Raw genomic sequence first — 17,166 nt, 5'->3', positions numbered from 1 at the left:
GCATTAGGTGGGAGGCACGGCCCGTGCACACGCGGCCGGCCCCGTCACTGCGCCCCAGGAGGCTCCATGAGCGCCCGCACCCGCACCGCCCGCCTCGGCATAGCCGTCGCCGCCGTCGCCGCCCTCGTCGCCACCGCGTCCCCCGCCCTCGCGGCCAACAGCACGACCGGCGCGACCGGCACGACCGGCACGACCGGCGCCACCGACGCGAACAACCACCCGCCGGTCTACTGGGGGCGCGTCACCGCCAAGTCGGGCCTGCTGCTGCGCGACGCGCCCACCCGCGGCAGCCGCGTCATCCGCACCGAGCCGTACAACGCGAAGGTCCCGATCTTCTGCAAGACGGGCGGCGACGACGTCGGCGGCAACCACCTCTGGTACCTGCTGACCGACGGCACCTGGGCCTGGGGCTCGGCGAAGTACATCGCGAACATCGGCGCGGCACCCCGCTGGTGCTGACATATCTGGATATCACCAGCGAACTTGCTACGTTCCCGGCATGACCGGATCAACGGGATCACCGGGAACGACGGCCCGCTCCTCGGTGCCCGCCGTGCGCGTCCCCAGACGCCGGGGCACCGAACTCGCCCTGATCGTGCTGGCCGTGCTGCTCAGCGTCTACGGCTACTGCGACGTGGGGCTCGCCAAGAACGGGAACGTTCCGCCCGGCGCCGCCGGTTACGGCGCCGGGCTCGGTGTGCTCGCGCTGCTCGCGCACTTCGCGGTCCGCTTCCGCGCCCCGTACGCGGATCCGCTGCTGCTGCCGATCGCCGTGCTCCTCAACGGCCTGGGCCTGGTCCTGATCTACCGCCTCGACCTGGAGACCCCCAGTGACGAGGCGGCGCCCACCCAGCTGATCTGGTCGACGCTGGGCGTGGGCCTGTTCATCGTGTTCGTGGTGTTCCTGCGCGACCACCGGGTGCTGCAGCGCTACGCGTACCTCTCCGTCGTCGCGGCGCTGATCCTGATGATCCTGCCGATCTTCTTCCCCGCCGTGAACGGCGCCCGGATCTGGATCCGGATCGGCAACTTCTCCATCCAGCCCGGCGAGTTCGCCAAGATCCTCCTCGCGATCTTCTTCGCCAGCTACCTCGCGGCGAACCGCAACGCCCTCACGTACACGGGCAAGAAGTTCTGGAAGTTCCAGCTGCCCACGATGCGGGTGTTCGCGCCGATCCTCGCGATCTGGCTGATCAGCGTCGGCGTGCTCGTCCTGGAGACCGATCTCGGTACGTCGCTGCTCTTCTTCGGGCTCTTCATCGTGATGCTGTACGTGGCCACGGGGCGCGGCGGCTGGATCGCGATCGGGCTGGTGCTGGCCGCGGCGGGCGCCTTCGTCGTCGCCTCCTTCGAACCGCACGTGCACAGCCGCGTCGAGGACTGGCTGCACCCCTTCGCCTCCATCGACGCGGGCGACGGTCCCGGCCAACTCGCCCAGTCCCTCTTCGCGTTCGCGGCGGGCGGGATGCTCGGCACCGGGCTCGGGCTCGGCCACTCGATCCTCATCGGGTTCGCCGCGAAGTCCGACTTCATCCTGGCGACGGCCGGCGAGGAGCTGGGCCTGGTCGGGCTCACCGCGATCTTCCTGCTGTACGCGCTGCTCGTGGAGCGCGGCTACCGGGCGGGGCTCGCGCTGCGCGACCCGTTCGGGCGGCTGCTCTCCATCGGTCTCGCCTCGATCGTCGCGCTGCAGGTGTTCGTCATCGCGGGCGGTGTGATGGGGCTGATCCCGCTGACCGGCATGGCGATGCCGTTCCTCGCGCAGGGCGGCTCGTCCCTCGTCACCAACTGGATCATCGTCGCCATCCTCGTCCGCGTCAGTGACCGGGCCCGCGGTTCGCTGCCGCCCGAGGGCGCCCTGGAGGCCGTCACGTGACCAAGTACATCCGCCGCGCCTCGGCGTTCTGTCTGATCCTGCTGGTCGCGCTGCTGGTCAACGCGGCCCGTGTGCAGGTCTTCCAGGCCGGGTCGCTCGACGACAACTCGGCCAACCGCCGCTCCACGATCCAGCGCTACGACCAGCCGCGCGGGAACATCCTGGTCAAGGGCAAGCCGATCACCGGCTCGCGGGACAGCGGGCAGGCGCTGCGCTACGAGCGGACGTACAAGAACGGCCCGCTCTACTCCCCCGTCACCGGGTACGCCTCGCAGACGTACGGCACGACGTTCGTGGAGAGCGCCGAGGACGACGTGCTGGCCGGCACCGACCCGATGCTCTCCCCGATCCCCTTCTGGAACGAGATCTCCCGCACCCAGGAGCCCGGCGGGCACGTCGAGACGACGATCGACGCCGCCGCGCAGCAGGCCGCGTACGCGGGACTCGGCGGCAAGAAGGGCGCGGTCGCGGCGATCGACCCGTCGACCGGGAAGATCCTCGCGCTGGTGTCGACTCCGTCGTACGACCCCGGGGACATCGCCGGCACCGGCAGCGCCACCACCGACGCGTGGGCCCGCCTCAACGCCTCCGCGGACCAGCCGATGCTGAACCGGGCGATCCGCCAGACGTATCCGCCGGGTTCGACGTTCAAGGTGGTCACGGCGGCCGCGGTGCTGGAGAACGACGTCGTCAACGGCATCAACACGCCGACGGACACCCCGTCCCCCTACACCCTGCCGGGGACGACGACGGTGCTGCGCAACGAGTCCGCGTCCGCCGCCTGCGAGGACGCCACCCTGGAGTACGCGCTCCAGGTCTCCTGCAACACGGTGTTCGCCAACCTCGGGGTGAAGGTGGGGCTCGCCGACATGGTGAAGACGTCGGAGAACTTCGGCTTCAACGACAGCGGCGTCAGGGTCCCGATGACCGCCGCGCGCTCCAACTTCGACACCGACATGAACCAGTCGCAGCTGGCGCTCTCCTCCATCGGCCAGTTCAACACGGCGGCGACGCCGCTGCAGATGGCGATGGTCGCGGCGGCCGTCGCCAACGGCGGGACGCTGATGTCGCCGTACCTGGTCGACAGGACGACGACCAGCGACGGGACCACCGTCTCGACGACCGGGAGCAAGACCTACAAGCAGGCCATGTCCCCGTACACGGCGACCCAGTTGCAGCAGATGATGGTGAACGTCGTGGAGAAGGGCACGGGCACCAACGCCCGGATCTCCGGCGCGACCGTCGGCGGCAAGACGGGCACCGCGCAGAACGGCGTGAACAACGAGGGCGTCCCGTACGCCTGGTTCATCTCCTACGCCCAGGCCGACGACGCCTCCCAGCCGCAGGTCGCGGTGGCCGTGGTGGTGGAGGACGCGGCGGCGGACCGGGCCGACGTCAGCGGCGGCGGCAGCGCGGCGCCGATCGCCCGCGCGGTGATGGAGGCCGTGCTGAACTCGGCGGAGCACTGAGTGGTCCCCGTACCGGGGAACGGAATGGCCCTGGTCCGGGCCGGCCGGGGACCCTACGGTCCCGATCATGACGACGCACGAGCTCGCGCAAGTGAACATCGGCCGCCTCAGGGCCCCGCTCGACGCCCCCGGGATGAAGGACTTCACGAACAACCTGGAGCCGGTGAACGCGGTCGCCGACGCGGCGGACGGGTTCGTCTGGCGGCTGCAGGACGACACCGGTGACGCCACGGACTTCCGGATCTACGGCGACGAGTGGCTGCTGGTGAACATGTCGGTGTGGCGCGACACGAACGCGCTGACGGCCTTCGTGTACCAGGGCACGCACCGTGAACTCCTCGCCCGCAGGCGGGAGTTCTTCGAGCGGCTCAGCGAGGCGGTCACCGCGCTGTGGTGGGTGCCCGCCGGGCACCGGCCGACGATCGAGGAGGCCGAGGAGCGGCTCACGCTGCTGCGCGAGAACGGTCCGACCGAGCGTGCCTTCACGCTCGGGAGGTCGTTCAGCCCACCGGCTTCCTGATCTCCTCGCGGACCGCGGCCGTCTTCTCGGCGAAGGCCGCCAGGTCCACGTCCTGCGGGTCCTTGGTGGCGATGGCCGGGGTGACCTCGGCGACGGAGGCGCCGGTGTTGTCGTCGACCCAGGCGCACACGGGCATGGTCATCTTCGTGCCCGCGGTGGTCTGCGTGACGACCTCGCAGGTGATGGTGGCGTCGGTGCCCGAGGGGTGGAAGTCCTTGGGCTCGACGGCGACCTGGGCGTTGTCCGCCTTGCCCGCGCCGTCCATCATGTTGTCGCGCGCCTCGTCGGTGTTCTTGAAGCGGCCGTACATCCCGGAGACGACGAGCACGCCCTTGTTCTGGTCGCCGCCCTGCGCGTACTGCCCGATGACCGCGGTGGTGTCCTTGGCGTCCCAGGAGCCGTCGGCCTCCTCCTCCAGCTCCCGCCCCTTCTCGTCGGACAGGTCCGCGGCCAGCTCGTACTCGCCGTCGGACACCGTCTTCGGCAGCGTCAGCTTGTACTCGGCGTCGGGGAAGCCGCCCTCGGCCTGGAACCCGATGAACGCGAGGGCGCCGAGCCCGACGACGACCACGCCCACGACCCCGGCGACGATCCCGATGATCAGCCCGGTCTTCTTCTTGGGCGGCGGCGGGGCGCCCCAGGGCGCGGGGTACTGGCCGCCCGGCTGCTGCGGGAAACCCGGGTAGGCGGCCGGCGGCTGCTGGCCGTACGGCTGCTGCCCGTAGGGCTGCTGGCCGTAGGGGCTCGGCTGCTGCCCGTACGGCTGCGGCGGCTGCTGGCCGTACGGGTTCGGCTGCTGGGGCTGGGGCGGCGGTGGCGTGGACACGCCCGGAACGCTACTGCATGGCGCCGCCCGACCGGATCGCCGCGTCCACCTCCGCGACCCGTTCCTGCTCCTCCGCCGCGAACCGCTCGGCGTCCAGCTTCTCGGCGATCTCCTCGTCCTGGGCCATCAGCAGGTCGAGGTTCGAATCGCCCATCTCGAAGACGCCCATGTCGACGTACGCCTGCTGCAGGCGCTTGCCCCACAGGCCGATGTCCTTGACGCAGGGCACGATCCGGGAGAACAGCAACTGCCGGAACAGGGCGAGGAACTCGGACTGCTCGCTGTACTCCTCGGCCTGCGCCTTGGGGATGCCGAAGTTCTCCAGGACCTCGACGCCGCGCAGCCGGTCGCGCATCAGGTAACAGCCCTCGATGACGAACTCCTCGCGCTCGCGCAGTTCGGCGTCGGTGAGCTGCTTGTAGTAGTCGCGCAGCGCCATCCGCCCGAAGGCGACGTGGCGGGCCTCGTCCTGCATCACGTAGGCGAGGATCTGCTTGGGCAGCGGCTTGTCGGTGGTGTCGCGGATCATGCCGAAGGCCGCCAGCGCCAGTCCCTCGATGAGGACCTGCATGCCCAGGTAGGGCATGTCCCAGCGGGAGTCGCGCAGGGTGTCGCCGAGCAGCGACTGGAGGTTGTCGTTGATCGGGTAGAGCATCCCGATCTTCTCGTGGAGGAAGCGGCCGTAGATCTCCGCGTGCCGCGCCTCGTCCATGGTCTGGGTGGCCGAGTAGAACTTGGCGTCGAGGTCGGGCACGGACTCGACGATGCGGGCCGCGCACACCATCGCGCCCTGCTCGCCGTGCAGGAACTGGCTGAACTGCCAGGAGGCGTAGTGCTTGCGCAGCTCGCCCTTGTCCTTGTCGGTCATCTTCGCCCAGTGGGGCGTGCCGTACAGGGACATCGATTCGTCAGGGGTGCCGAGGGGGTCGTACGGATCGACTTCCAGGTCCCAGTCGATGCGCTTTGCGCCGTCCCACTGCTTGTCCTTGCCCTTCTGGTAGAGGGCGAGCAGGCGGTCGCGTCCGTCGTCGTATTCCCAGCTAAGGCGGGCCGAACTGGCCGACGGTACCTGCCAGTTGAGTCCGTCCGCGGGGCTGGTGTACAGCTCGTGCGTCGACATGAGGGCAGGCTCACACGGCGGTAGACGCGGGGTCAACAAGTGGCGCACAAGGGATTGACGGCCTTGCTGACGCGCAGTCTCATAAGAAGTGACCGCCGGTAACCCTCACGGAAGCGGGACGTGCCATGACGACCATGACGGAAGCCGACGCGGTCGAAGGGCTGCGGGACGCGCTCGGTCTCCTCAAGGACCGGGAGCAGGTGGCCGAGCGGCTGCTCGACTCCTCCGCCAAGCACTCCTTCGACCCGGACAAGGAGCTGGACTGGGCGGCTCCGTTCGAGGACGGCAAGTGGTTCTGGCCGCCGGAGCTGGTGTCGCTGTACGGCACTCCGCTGTGGCAGCGGATGAGCGAGGAGCAGCGGATCGACCTGTCCCGGCACGAGGCGGCCGCGCTCGCCTCGCTCGGCATCTGGTTCGAGCTGATCCTGATGCAGCTGCTCGTCCGGCACGTCTACGACAAGGCGGCGACGAGCGCGCACGTGCGGTACGCCCTCACGGAGATCGAGGACGAGTGCCGGCACTCGAAGATGTTCGCGCGGCTCATCACGCGCGGCGAGACCCCGCACTACCCGGTGGCGCGCGTCCACCACAACCTCGGCCGGCTCTTCAAGACGATCTCCACGACGCCGGGTTCGTTCACGGCGACGCTGCTCGGCGAGGAGATCCTCGACTGGATGCAGCGGCTGACCTTCCCGGACGAGCGGGTCCAGCCCCTGGTCAGGGGCGTCACCCGCATCCACGTCGTCGAGGAGGCGCGGCACGTCCGGTACGCCCGGGAGGAGTTGCGCCGCCAGATGGTGACGGCGCCGCGCTGGTCGCAGGAGTTCACCCGGCTCACCTCCGGCGAGTTCGCCCGCGTGTTCTCGGTGGCCTTCATCAACCCCGAGGTCTACACGAACGTCGGCCTCGACCGGCGGACGGCCGTGGCCCAGGTCAAGGCGAGCGCCCACCGCACGGAGATCATGCAGACCGGCGCGAAGCGGCTCACGGACTTCCTGGACGACATCGGCGTCCTGCGCGGCGTGGGCCGCCGGATGTGGCGGTCGTCGGGACTGCTGGCCTGACGCCGTCGGCGGACCGCCGGATACGCTGCCGGGCATGACCTCGGCCACCGGCTCGCCCGCGTACAGACGGCTCAGCGTCGAGGAGCGGCGCGCCCAGCTGCTGGAGGCGGCGCTGTCGCTGTTCGCGCACCGGGCGCCGGAGGAGGTCTCCCTCGACGACGTGGCCGAGGCCGCCGGGGTCTCCCGGCCGCTGGTCTACCGCTACTTCCCGGGCGGCAAGCAGCAGTTGTACGAGGCCGCGCTGCGCTCCGCCGCCGACGAGCTCGAGCAGTGCTTCGCCGAGCCCGCCGAGGGCCCCCTCACCTCCCGCCTCACCCGCGCCCTCGACCGCTACCTGGCCTTCGTGGACCAGCACGACATGGGCTTCGCGGCGCTGCTCCAGGGCGGCAGCGTGATCGAGACGTCCCGGACGACCGCGATCGTGGACGGCGTCCGGCGGGCCGCGGCCGACCACGTCCTCAGCCATCTCGCCGTACCCGAGCCGGCCCCGCGGCTGCGGATGACGGTCCGCATGTGGATCACCGCGGTCGAGGCGGCGTCCCTGATCTGGCTCGACGAGGGCAAGGAGCCGCCGCTGGACGAGCTGCGGGACGCCCTCGTCGAGCAGTTCCTGGCGGTGCTGGTGGCGGCCGCGGCCCGGGACGCGCAGACCGCCGACGTCGTGCGGCGCGCCCTGGACCTCGAGACCCCGGAGGGTCCGGTCGGGGAACTCGCCCGCCGGGTGCTGCCCGTGGTGAGCGACGCCGGGCACCTGCTGTCCCCCGGCACGGGCCCTCGGCGGCCGTGAACGGACTGACGGCGCGGCTGCGCCCGACGGATCCCGGCACGCTGGGTCCGTGGCGGCTCCTCGGTGTGCTGGGAGAGGGCGGCATGGGCGTCGTCTATCTCGGTCGCAGCGGACGACGGACCGCCGCCGTGAAGACCCTGAGACCCGAACTCCTCTCGGAGGACCACTACTTGGACCGTTTCCGGCGCGAGTGGCAGGCCGTCGAAGCGATCCGCCACCCCTACGTGGCACGGCTGCTCGGCGCCGATCTGGACGGGCCCCGGCCCTGGCTCGCCACCGAGTTCGTCGCGGGGCCCACCCTGGAGCGGTGCGTCGAGGACCGCGGACCGCTGCCGGAGCCCGCCGTACGCGCCCTGGGCGCGCTGCTCGCCTCGGCGCTCGCCGCACTGCACTCCGCCGGGGTCGTGCACCGCGACCTCAAGCCGTCGAACGTGCTGCTCGCCGCCGACGGCCCGCGCCTCGTCGACTTCGGCATCGCCCGCATACCGGCAGCGACCACCGTCACCGTGACCGGACAGCGCCCGGGATCGCCCGGCTACATGTCGCCCGAGCAGGTGCTCGGCCAGGAGCTCGGCCCGCCCAGCGACGTGTTCACGCTGGGCGCCCTGCTGACGTACGCGAGCACCGGGCACCACGCCTTCGACGCGGCCGGGTTCGCCCCCGTCGACTACGCGATCGCCCATGAGGAGCCGAGCCTGACCCGGGTCCCGGCCCCGTTCGTGCCCGCGCTGCGCCACTGCCTGGACAAGGACCCGCGGCAGCGCCCCACGGCGGCCGAACTCACCGTGCTGTGGTCCCCCGCCGCACGCAGGCCCCGATCCGCCGGGGACTGGCTGCCCGCGTACGCCGTCGCCGACGTACGCGAACGGGAGCGCGCGGCACGGGAGTTGACCGGAGTGCGGATGCTGCCCCGGCGGCGGGTCCTCGGCGCGGCCGGTGCCCTGCTCGCCCTCGGGGGCGGTGGCGCCGCCTGGTGGGTATACGGCCGCGAGGAGGACCGGGGCGGGGTGCCGCTGTGGGACGGTGCCGCCGGCGAGCGGCCCGAGCCCCTGTGGAGCGCCACGGACCTCGACCCCGCGATGCCGTTCGGCCCCGCCGTGGCGGGCGATGTCCTGCTGGTCGCCCGACCGGGCCGAGTCGGTGCCCTCGACCCGCGCACCGGCGACCGGCTGTGGACGTACGCGGGCGGGCGAGCCCCGGCGCCGCGTGCGCCCGGACCGGTCCTGATCGGGCGGGACGGGGTGGTGCGAGGGCTTGAGTCCCGTACGGGGAAGGAGAGTTGGCGCGGACCCGGCGGGCTCGTGCGGCTCCTCGCCGCCGACGCGGAGGCCGTGTACGCGACCGACGCCGCCGGGCGTCTCGTCGCCGTACGGACCGGTGACACCACCCCGCGCTGGCGCTCCCGTGACGCGCTCGACGCGCGGGGCGGGGCGGTGGCCACCGTGGGGGACGGGACGGTGCTGGTCACGACCCGGGACGGTGAGGTCGTCGCCCTCGACTCGGCCACCGGGAAGCAGGCTTGGGACGTGCGGGGTTCCGCGCGGGGGCTGCGGGCCGCCCACGGGGACGGGCTCGCCGTCATCGGCGGGGCGACGCTGCGCGGACTCGCGCTGGGATCGGGGACGCAGCGGTGGGTGGTGCGGCCGAGCGGAGTGCCCGGCGGGTTCGGGGCGCCGGTGGTGCACGACAGGCAGGTGTACGTCGCGGACGGGGACCAGGTCCGCTGCCTGGGGCTCAAGGACGGCAGCGGCCTGCGCGTGGCCAGTGGCGCGGGCGGCGACTACGCCCAGGGCGCCCCGCCGGTCGTGGCCGCCCACGGCCTCTACCTCCCCCTGTCGACCGGCCCCGACGGCATCGCCGCCCTCCCCCTCACCGGCGACACCGAGCGCTACCGCTTCGCTCCCTCGGCCGACCGCGACGCACCCTGGGCCGTGGCCACGGCGGGCGGCGTGGTGGTGATGCAGAACGGCGGGCACCTGTACGCCCTGCCACGGTTCTGAAGCGGGCCGGTCCCGTCGAAGACGTCCCACACGGTTGCGACTCCACCCGGACGGGGAACCAATCACCTCGGCCCGCTCGACTTCCACAGCGGGCACCACAAGCACCAGGGGCACGAACGGCCAGGCGTGAAACGGGGGTTGGGCACACGTGGCGACACCGGTCACCGGGATCGACCCGGCGCGGGACGGCGCTCCGCCGCAGGTCCCCGGGTACACCGTGCTGGCGCGGATGCGGGAGAGCGCGGCCGCGGTGGAGTACGTGGCGCGGGCCGCGGACGGCGCGACCGTCACCCTCCTCGTACCCCGGGAGCGGCTGACCGCGTCCGGGGCGCTGCGCCGCAGACTGCGCGCCGAGGCCGACCTGGCCGTGCGGGCGGCCGGGCCCTGGACCGCGCCCGTGCTCCGGGCCGGTGCCGACTGTCTGGTCACCCCGTACCGTCCGGCCCTGCCCCTCGACACCACCGTCACCCGGCACGGCCCGCTGCCCGAGCACGCGCTGCGGATCCTCGGCGCCGCCCTGGCCGAGGCCCTGACCCGGCTGCACACCCTGGTCCCGGTCCACCAGGGGCTGGCCCCGCACACGGTCCGGCTCGCCGCGGACGGGCCGCAGTTGACCGGGTTCGGGCCGCTCGCCGCCGCCACCTCGGTCGGCACGGCGGGCGGCGAGCCCCGGCTGACCCTCGGCTACCTCACGCCCGAGCAGGTCGCCCGGCACGCCCCGGGGCCCGCGTCCGACGTCTTCGTCCTCGGCCTGCTCCTGGTGTACGCGGCCTCCGGCAGCGGGCCCTTCCCCGCGGCCACACCGGACGTACTGGCCACGGCGGACGCCGAGTTGGGCGGCGTACCCGAAGGGCTGCGTCCGCTGCTCGCCCGGTGTCTCGCGAAGGATCCGGCGGACCGCCCGACGCCCGCGCAGATCGCGGCCGAGCTCGCGCCCGACGGTGTCCCCGCGCTGCTCGCGGCGGGCTGGCTGCCGGGCCCGGTGATGGCGGAACTGTCCGAACAGGCCGCGTACGTCATGGGGTTGGAGGCGCCGGACGAGGCGGAGACGGGGCGTACGCCCACCGTCGTCGCGACGCGGACCGTGCCGGACGACGCGGCGCCGTCCCCGCGCGGGCCGGGACGCCGCGCCCTGCTCATCGGCGGGGCCGGGCTCGCGCTGGGTGCGGCGGGCGGCTGGGGCGCCGCACGCGCCTGGGGACCGTCACGCGGGAGCACCGCACCGACTTCGGACGCCGCCCCGCGCGCCGTGGACCGGACGCCACCCGCCGCGCTGTGGCACTACAAGGCGCAGGACTCGGCGGAGCCCGCGCTCGTCTGGCACGACGAGATCGTCGTGATCCCCATGGGCAGCCACACCGTCGGCCTGGACCTGCGCACCGGGAAGGAGCGCTGGAGCAAGCCGTTCGGCTGCGCGTCCACCCCGGTCCCGGTCCGGGGCGACACCCTCGCCGCCTTCGTCGACAGGACGCTCACCACGTTCTCCGCGCGGACCGGCACCCGGCGCGGCACCGATCCCCGCTACGACGACCATCTCACCAGCCGCTTCCACGGCCGGGACGGCCATCAGGTGTGGTTCAGCATCTCCAAGGGCGGGAACTACCAGCTCGTCCGCTACGACCTCGCCAAGAGCGACGAGGTGTGGCGCACCGCCCTGCCGAAGGGGCTCGCCCCGACCGACCTGACCGCCACCGGCGACGCCGTCCACGTGCGCCTCGCACCGGACGGGGAGTGGGAGCTCATCAAGGACAAGGACGAGGCCGTCTTCCTCTCCTTCGACCGGGCCACCGGAAAGCGGCGCCCGAGCAGGTCGTACGGCGGTCTGAAGGGCAAGCGCCTGTCGCTGCTGACCCCGCAGGGCGTGCTGTACACCGTCGACGACTGGTTCTCGGCGTACGACCTGGACAGCGGCGAGCGGCTGTGGCGCACGCTGCCGCCGCCGCGTGCGCTCGTGCGGGGGCCGGGCGACGCGCTGTACGCCGCCGACATCACCCGGGGGACGTACCGCTTCGACTCCCGTGACGGGACGACCCGTTGGGACGCCGACGCCGCGGACCAGCAGATCCTCTCCAACGACGAGGTGAAGGTGTCCATGGCCGTCGGCCCCGGCAACCGCTCCGTGCTGCGCCTCGACACCCTGAACGTGACGGCGTACGACCCGAAGGACGGCACCGCCCAGTGGGTCTTCGAGGGCGTCGGCGACCCGTACCCGGCGGAGAGCGCCGGGATCTGGCGGATGGCCCGGGGCACGAAGGCGGCCGTGTTCTCCCGCGAGTTCGCCCAGCACTACTTCGCCCTCCCGATCGGATGACCGCCGTGCCCGGATCGCCGGTCGAGCCGCTGCTGCCCGCCGACCCCGCGCGCGTCGGCCCGTTCACCCTGCTCGGGCGGCTCGGCGGTGGCGGCATGGGCACCGTCTACCTCGCCCGCTCCCCCGGCGGCCGGGTCGTCGCCCTGAAGACGGTGCACGAACACCTGGCGCGCGAGGCCGAGTTCAGGATGCGGTTCCGGCTGGAGGCCGAGGCCGCGCGGACCATCGGCGCCCTGCACGGCACGGCCGTGGTGGACGCCGACACCCAGGCGGCGGTGCCCTGGCTGGCCACCGAGTACGTGCTCGGCCCGTCCCTCGACGAGACCGTCGAGCGGCACGGACCGCTGCCGGAGACGGCCGTGCGGGCCCTCGGCGCCCGGCTGGCCCGCGCGCTCACCGACATCCACGGCACTGGCCTCGTGCACCGCGACCTGAAGCCCTCGAACGTCCTCGTCACCGCGACCGGGCCGCGCGTCATCGACTTCGGCATCGCCCGCGCCCTCGGCGCCCGTCGCCTCACCCGTTCGGGGCAGGCCGTCGGCACCCCCGCGTACATGTCGCCCGAGCAGGCCATGGGGCTCGACCACGAGCCGCCGGGCGACGTCTTCGCCCTGGCCGGGGTGCTGGTGTTCGCGGCCGGCGGGCACGGCCCGTTCCCCGGCGGTCCGGCGGCCGAGGTCCTGTACCAGGTCAGGTACGGGGACCCGGACCTGACGGGCGTACCGGAGTCGCTCCTGCCGCTGCTGACCCGCTGCCTCGCCAAGGATCCCGGCCGACGGCCTCAACCGGCCGACCTGGCAGCCGAGTTGGGCGGCACCGGCTTCAGCTCCGGCTCCGGCTCCAGTTCCGGCGACTTCGCGTCCACTCTTCCCGGTACCGTCCTCGGCGACATCGGACGCCGCGCCGCCGGGGTCTGGGAGCTGCGCCCGGTGCGGACGCCCGGGCCGCCGCCCCCGCCGCCTCGGACGGAGACCGGCCCGTCGCGCAGGCGGCTGCTCGTGGCGGGCGGCGCGGGCCTGCTCGCTGTCGGCACGGGCGGAGGCGTGTGGGCGGCGCGCGACGACGGCGGCTCGGGGCGTCCGCGCGCCGCGGCGTCGTCGCGGGCGCCCGGGACCGCACCCGAGGCCCTGTGGACGTACCGGGCCGAGGAGGAGGCGACGCTCGCCGGGGTCGCGGACGGGGTGGTCGTCGTGATCGTCGGCGACGTGGAGGAGCAGCGCTCCTCGGTGGGCCTCGACGCACGGACCGGCAAGGTGCTGTGGCGGCAGCCGAACCCGGTCACCTTCGAAGCGGCCGGAGGGGGCACCGTCGTCCACGGGACGCTTGCCCCGGCGGCGGACAGCCGACTGCTCGCCCTCGACGCCCGCACGGGCGGACTCACGGCGTACGGCGACGAACTGGGCCGCCTGCCGAACGGCGCTCTGCTCGCCATGGACTCCGGCACCCTGTACCTGACCAGCCTCTCCTTCAGCCAGGGCGACGGATGGGCGCTGGTCGCCTACGAGGCGGCGACGGGCGAGCGGCAGTGGCTGGTGCGGCACAAGGACACCGACGACCAGCCCCACGCGGCGGTCGTGGAGGGCGAGACGCTGATCTACAACGCGGCGTGGGAGGTCGTCGCGCTCGGCCGGAAGGACGGCAAGCAGCGCTGGCGCACACGGTTCGACGAGACGTCGCCGGCGCTCGACAAGATGCATCCCCGGTCACTGGCCGAGGGCCGCCTGTTCCTGGGCGGCGGCGACGTGCTGGCCCTGGACACCACCACCGGGAAGACGCTGTGGCGCCTCGGGGAGGAACGGAAGAAGAGGTACGGCTTCACCTCCTACGGCGCCCCCGCCGTGCACGAAGGCGTGGTCCACGTGAACGGGCTCGCCCCTCGCGCGCGCGGCCAGACAGCCCTGCGCACCCTCCTGGCGCTGCGGGCCTCCGACGGCCGGGAGCTGTGGTCGTACCCGATCGGCGCCGACGCCAAGCACTGGCCTCCGCCCCTCGTCCGGGGTGGCACCCTCTACCAGGACACGGGCGCGGTTGCCCAGCCCCTGCTCGCCGTCGACCTGAAGAAGCACCGGCCGCCGTGGACGTACCGCAGCGGCATCCCCGACGACGGCCACGCGGCGCTGAGCCCGCTCGACGGCCGCACCTCACTCGTCCTCGCGGCCGGCCGTCTTCACCTGACCTGCGGCACCTCGGTCGTCACGCTGCCCGCCGACGGCTGACACTGGTGACGTGAAGAGTGAAGACATCCCGTTCGTCGGCGGCCCGCTCGACGGTCGCGTGCTGCCCGTCCTGGTGACCGCCACCGGCAACCCGCCCAAGGTCTACAAGGTGCCGGTGCCCGATCCGGCCGACGGTCCCGACAGCGTCCTGGTGTACGTCCGTGAGCCAGTGCCCGGCGGCAAGGCCGTCCGGCTCGTGCGGTGGCAGTACGCCTACCGGCCCGACGGCAGGGCGGGGCGGTCCGTGAAGTGGCCGTGGTCGAAGAAGGACCCGGCGTAAAGACGGCACGCCGCACGCCCCCTGGAGGGGTGGTGGAGTTGGGCCGAACCGCGCAGCCGTCCGAGCGCACCAGGTGGCTGTCTGTTGATGTTCACGGTGCGGGGCACAGGGGTTGTCCCGCACCGGAGGTGATGAGGTGTCCGTCAGCCTTGTGCGGTGGGTGTGCACGGCGGCCGTCGCGGGGGCGCTGCTGGCGCCCGGCCCGGCGGGTGCGGCACCGGGTCCCGGTGGTGGCGGGCAGTCCGTCGCCGATCTGCTGACGGATCTTCAGACGCTGTACCAGGAGGCCGAGGAGGCCACCGAGACGTACAACGCGACCGAGGAGCAGCTCAAGGAGCGCCGTACGGAGGCCGAGTCGCTGGCCGGGAAGCTGGCGAAGGCGCGTGGCGCGCTGCACTCCAGCCGGCTCGACGCGGGCCGGCTGGCCCGGGAGCAGTACCAGGGGCGCAGCGAGATCTCCCCGTACGTGCGGCTGCTGCTTGCACGGGATCCGCAGCACGCGCTCGACCAGGGGCACGTGCTGCGGCGGGCGGCGCGCGAGCAGGAGGCCACCGTCGACCGGCTGATCGGCAGCGAGAAGAAGGCCGACGACCTGGCGACGAAGGCGCGGGCCGCCCTCGATCAGCAACTGGAGCTCGCGGCGGCCCGGAAGAAGGAGCGCAACGCGGTGCAGGCCCGGCTGAAGGAGGTCGAGGAGCTCCTCGCCTCGCTCACCACCGACCAGCTGGCCGAGCTGGCGCGGGCCGAGCAGGCCGGAATGGCGGACGCGCAGCGGCAGTTCATGGCGTCGGGGGCGCTGAGCTCGGTGGGCCGGGCGCCGTCGAAGGCGGGCGACGCGGCGCTGGCCTACGCCGTGCGGCAGATCGGGAAGCCGTACGTGTGGGGCGCGGAGGGGCCGGAGTCGTTCGACTGCTCCGGGCTCACCTCGCAGGCGTGGGCGCACGCCGGGCAGGTGATTCCGCGGACGTCGCAGGAGCAGTGGGCGACGCTGCCGCGGGTGCCGCTGGGCGAGCTGCGGCCCGGTGACCTGGTCGTCTACTTCCCCAAGGCGACGCACGTGGCGATCTACCTCGGCGACGGGATGGTGGTGCAGGCACCGCGGCCCGGGGCCCGGGTGAAGGTGTCGCCCATCGCCGCGAACCCGCTGCTGGGGGCCGTGCGGCCGGATCCCGGGGCCGGGGCGATGTCCGGGTACCGGGCGCCGGAGCTGCCTGCGGGAGCGATGGAGGGCGGCGACGCCGGGTACGCCACGGCGGGGGCACCTGCGGCGCGCTGACCGTGCCGGGGTCGGCGCCCCTCCGACCGTTGCGCGGCACCGGGGCGCCGCCTTGCCCACCCCGCCGCCCCAGGCGGCAGACTGCCCAAGGCGGGGCGAACCCCGTGGGTGGGTATACGGCGCCCCGGCGCGGCGTCACGCCTTCCGGTCCGCCCGCGGAGCGCTACGCTCCGGTCAGCGACGCCAGGTACGCGTTCGTCTTCTCCGGCTCGTAGAAGAAGTTCTCGAAGTCGGCCGGGTTGTTGAAGCCGTTCGCGAAGCGGTCGGCGGCCGGCTGGAGCTGGCCCGCCGCGCCGATCAGGTTGAGCACGTGCTCCGGCGGGGCCTGCAGCATCGTGTTCGTCCACTTCGTGACGTGCTGCGCCGTCTCCCAGTACCGGTCGAACGCGGACTGCATCCACTCCTCGTCGAACGGCTTGTCGCCGTGCTCGACGATCGCGGCGAGGTACGCGGCCGCGCACTTGGACGCCGAGTTGGAGCCCTGGCCCGTGATCGGGTCGTTGGCGACGACGACGTCGGCGACGCCGAGCACCGCGCCGCCGGAGGGCAGGCGGCCGATGGGGTTGCGGACCGTCGGGGCGTAGCGGCCCGCCAGCGTGCCGTTCGCGTCGGTCAGTTCGACCTTGGTGGCGCGCGCGTACTCCCAGGGCGTGAACTTCTCCATCAGCTCCAGGGTCAGCGCCAGGTGCTCGGAGGGGTCCTTGACGCCCTTGAACGCGTCGAGCGGGCCGCCGGGGATGCCCTCCCAGAAGAGGATGTCGGCGCGGCCGGAGGTGGTCAGCGTCGGCATGACGAAGAGCTCGCCGACGCCGGGCACCAGGTTGCAGCGGACCGCGTCGAAGTCCGGGTGCTCGGGGCGCACGCCCATGCCGTGGACGTAGGCGACCGCGAGCGCGCGCTGCGGCTCGGTGTACATGGACTTCTCGGCGTCACGGCCGAACATCGAGACCAGTTCGCCCTTGCCGGCCGAGACCAGCACCAGGTCGTAGGTGCGCGAGAAGTAGTCCAGGTCCGACACCGCCGCGCCGTGGATCACCAGCTGGCCGCCGCGCTGCGCGAACGTCTCCATCCAGCCGGCCATCTTCACGCGCTGGTCGACGGACTGCGCGTAGCCGTCGAGCTTGCCGACCCAGTCGATGGCGCGCTGGGAGGGGCCCGGGTCGAAGGAGCCGGGGGCGGCGACGGAGACGCCGAGGCCCTCGATCTTCGGGGCCTGCGACTCCCAGAAGTTGAGCTGGAGGTCGCGCTCGTGCTGCAGGGCGGTGTGGAACATGCACTGCGTCGACATGACCCGGCCGGAGCGGATCTCGTCGGCGGTGCGGTTGGACATCAGGGTGACCTCGTAGCCGTGGGACTGCAGGCCCAGGGCGAGCTGGAGACCGGACTGGCCGGCTCCCACGACGAGTATCTTCCGCGACATA

14 protein-coding genes are annotated in these 17,166 nt (G+C 72.9%); 11 read left to right on the top strand and 3 right to left on the bottom strand.

Annotated features, from left to right (window positions below; translation table 11 throughout):
• Positions 1 to 66 precede the first annotated feature (66 nt).
• The 4 genes from RBJ77_RS44335 (at position 67) to RBJ77_RS44320 (ending at position 3,865) form a co-directional block, all read left to right on the top strand.
• Positions 67 to 459: an SH3 domain-containing protein gene (locus RBJ77_RS44335; RefSeq protein ID WP_372350177.1), complete on the top strand. Its 393-nt coding sequence runs from the start codon at positions 67 to 69 to the stop codon at positions 457 to 459.
• A 40-nt stretch (positions 460 to 499) separates the two neighbouring features.
• Positions 500 to 1,876: an FtsW/RodA/SpoVE family cell cycle protein gene (locus tag RBJ77_RS44330; RefSeq protein WP_372350176.1), complete on the top strand. Its 1,377-nt coding sequence runs from the start codon at positions 500 to 502 to the stop codon at positions 1,874 to 1,876.
• Entirely contained in the window at positions 1,873 to 3,345 is a 1,473-nt protein-coding gene (locus tag RBJ77_RS44325; RefSeq protein ID WP_372350175.1) for a penicillin-binding transpeptidase domain-containing protein, read from the top strand. Before RBJ77_RS44330 ends, RBJ77_RS44325 begins: the two co-directional genes overlap by 4 nt.
• 67 nt (positions 3,346 to 3,412) lie before the next feature.
• Complete coding sequence (locus RBJ77_RS44320) at positions 3,413 to 3,865, top strand: DUF3291 domain-containing protein (protein ID WP_372350174.1); 453 nt, start codon at positions 3,413 to 3,415, stop codon at positions 3,863 to 3,865.
• On the opposite strand, the gene RBJ77_RS44315 is transcribed toward RBJ77_RS44320, so the two are convergent.
• Both RBJ77_RS44315 and RBJ77_RS44310 read right to left on the bottom strand, forming a co-directional pair.
• Positions 3,846 to 4,691: a hypothetical protein gene (locus tag RBJ77_RS44315; protein WP_372350173.1), complete on the bottom strand. Its 846-nt coding sequence runs from the start codon at positions 4,689 to 4,691 to the stop codon at positions 3,846 to 3,848. The genes RBJ77_RS44320 and RBJ77_RS44315 overlap by 20 nt on opposite strands.
• Positions 4,692 to 4,701: 10 nt before the next feature.
• On the bottom strand, positions 4,702 to 5,811 hold the full coding sequence (locus RBJ77_RS44310) for a ferritin-like domain-containing protein (RefSeq protein ID WP_255971805.1): 1,110 nt from the start codon (positions 5,809 to 5,811) through the stop codon (positions 4,702 to 4,704).
• 125 nt (positions 5,812 to 5,936) lie between these two features.
• Between RBJ77_RS44310 and RBJ77_RS44305 the strand changes: the two genes are divergently transcribed.
• The 7 genes from RBJ77_RS44305 (at position 5,937) to RBJ77_RS44275 (ending at position 15,745) form a co-directional block, all read left to right on the top strand.
• Positions 5,937 to 6,875: a diiron oxygenase gene (locus tag RBJ77_RS44305; protein ID WP_372350172.1), complete on the top strand. Its 939-nt coding sequence runs from the start codon at positions 5,937 to 5,939 to the stop codon at positions 6,873 to 6,875.
• A 34-nt stretch (positions 6,876 to 6,909) separates the two neighbouring features.
• Positions 6,910 to 7,662 carry a TetR/AcrR family transcriptional regulator gene (locus RBJ77_RS44300; protein ID WP_372350171.1) on the top strand — a complete coding sequence of 251 codons (753 nt, stop codon included), beginning with the start codon at positions 6,910 to 6,912 and terminating at the stop codon, positions 7,660 to 7,662.
• Positions 7,659 to 9,662, top strand: coding sequence for a protein kinase (locus tag RBJ77_RS44295; protein ID WP_372350170.1), 2,004 nt, complete (start codon positions 7,659 to 7,661; stop codon positions 9,660 to 9,662). Before RBJ77_RS44300 ends, RBJ77_RS44295 begins: the two co-directional genes overlap by 4 nt.
• Before the next feature lie 148 nt (positions 9,663 to 9,810).
• On the top strand, positions 9,811 to 11,973 hold the full coding sequence (locus RBJ77_RS44290; protein WP_372350169.1) for a PQQ-binding-like beta-propeller repeat protein: 2,163 nt from the start codon (positions 9,811 to 9,813) through the stop codon (positions 11,971 to 11,973).
• On the top strand, positions 11,970 to 14,189 hold the full coding sequence (locus tag RBJ77_RS44285; protein WP_372350168.1) for a PQQ-binding-like beta-propeller repeat protein: 2,220 nt from the start codon (positions 11,970 to 11,972) through the stop codon (positions 14,187 to 14,189). Before RBJ77_RS44290 ends, RBJ77_RS44285 begins: the two co-directional genes overlap by 4 nt.
• A 10-nt stretch (positions 14,190 to 14,199) precedes the next feature.
• Positions 14,200 to 14,469 carry a hypothetical protein gene (locus RBJ77_RS44280; protein WP_372350167.1) on the top strand — a complete coding sequence of 90 codons (270 nt, stop codon included), beginning with the start codon at positions 14,200 to 14,202 and terminating at the stop codon, positions 14,467 to 14,469.
• A 136-nt stretch (positions 14,470 to 14,605) separates the two neighbouring features.
• Positions 14,606 to 15,745 (top strand): NlpC/P60 family protein, encoded by a 1,140-nt coding sequence (locus tag RBJ77_RS44275; RefSeq protein ID WP_372350166.1) that lies wholly within the window; start codon positions 14,606 to 14,608, stop codon positions 15,743 to 15,745.
• Between the two features lie 163 nt (positions 15,746 to 15,908).
• Here the strand turns inward: RBJ77_RS44275 and RBJ77_RS44270 are convergent, their stop codons facing one another.
• Positions 15,909 to 17,165: a styrene monooxygenase/indole monooxygenase family protein gene (locus RBJ77_RS44270; protein ID WP_372350165.1), complete on the bottom strand. Its 1,257-nt coding sequence runs from the start codon at positions 17,163 to 17,165 to the stop codon at positions 15,909 to 15,911.
• Between the last annotated feature and the right edge of the window lies 1 nt (position 17,166).

Origin of the sequence: Streptomyces sp. KL116D (assembly GCF_030766975.1) — a bacterium.
GTDB classification, from domain to species: Bacteria; Actinomycetota; Actinomycetes; order Streptomycetales; family Streptomycetaceae; genus Streptomyces; species Streptomyces longispororuber_A.
The sequence above is the reverse complement of the archived record's forward strand: the minus strand, read 5'-3'. Positions and strand labels throughout refer to the sequence as shown.

Bases quoted from the DNA above. Each gene is read 5' to 3' on its own strand.
- RBJ77_RS44320 (WP_372350174.1), top strand. From the start codon at position 3,413: ATGACGACGCACGAGCTCGCGCAAGTGAACATCGGCCGCCTCAGGGCC.
- RBJ77_RS44270 (WP_372350165.1), bottom strand. From the start codon at position 17,165: ATGTCGCGGAAGATACTCGTCGTGGGAGCCGGCCAGTCCGGTCTCCAG.
- RBJ77_RS44305 (WP_372350172.1), top strand. From the start codon at position 5,937: ATGACGACCATGACGGAAGCCGACGCGGTCGAAGGGCTGCGGGACGCG.
- RBJ77_RS44330 (WP_372350176.1), top strand. From the start codon at position 500: ATGACCGGATCAACGGGATCACCGGGAACGACGGCCCGCTCCTCGGTG.
- RBJ77_RS44310 (WP_255971805.1), bottom strand. From the start codon at position 5,811: ATGTCGACGCACGAGCTGTACACCAGCCCCGCGGACGGACTCAACTGG.
- RBJ77_RS44285 (WP_372350168.1), top strand. From the start codon at position 11,970: ATGACCGCCGTGCCCGGATCGCCGGTCGAGCCGCTGCTGCCCGCCGAC.
- RBJ77_RS44335 (WP_372350177.1), top strand. From the start codon at position 67: ATGAGCGCCCGCACCCGCACCGCCCGCCTCGGCATAGCCGTCGCCGCC.
- RBJ77_RS44300 (WP_372350171.1), top strand. From the start codon at position 6,910: ATGACCTCGGCCACCGGCTCGCCCGCGTACAGACGGCTCAGCGTCGAG.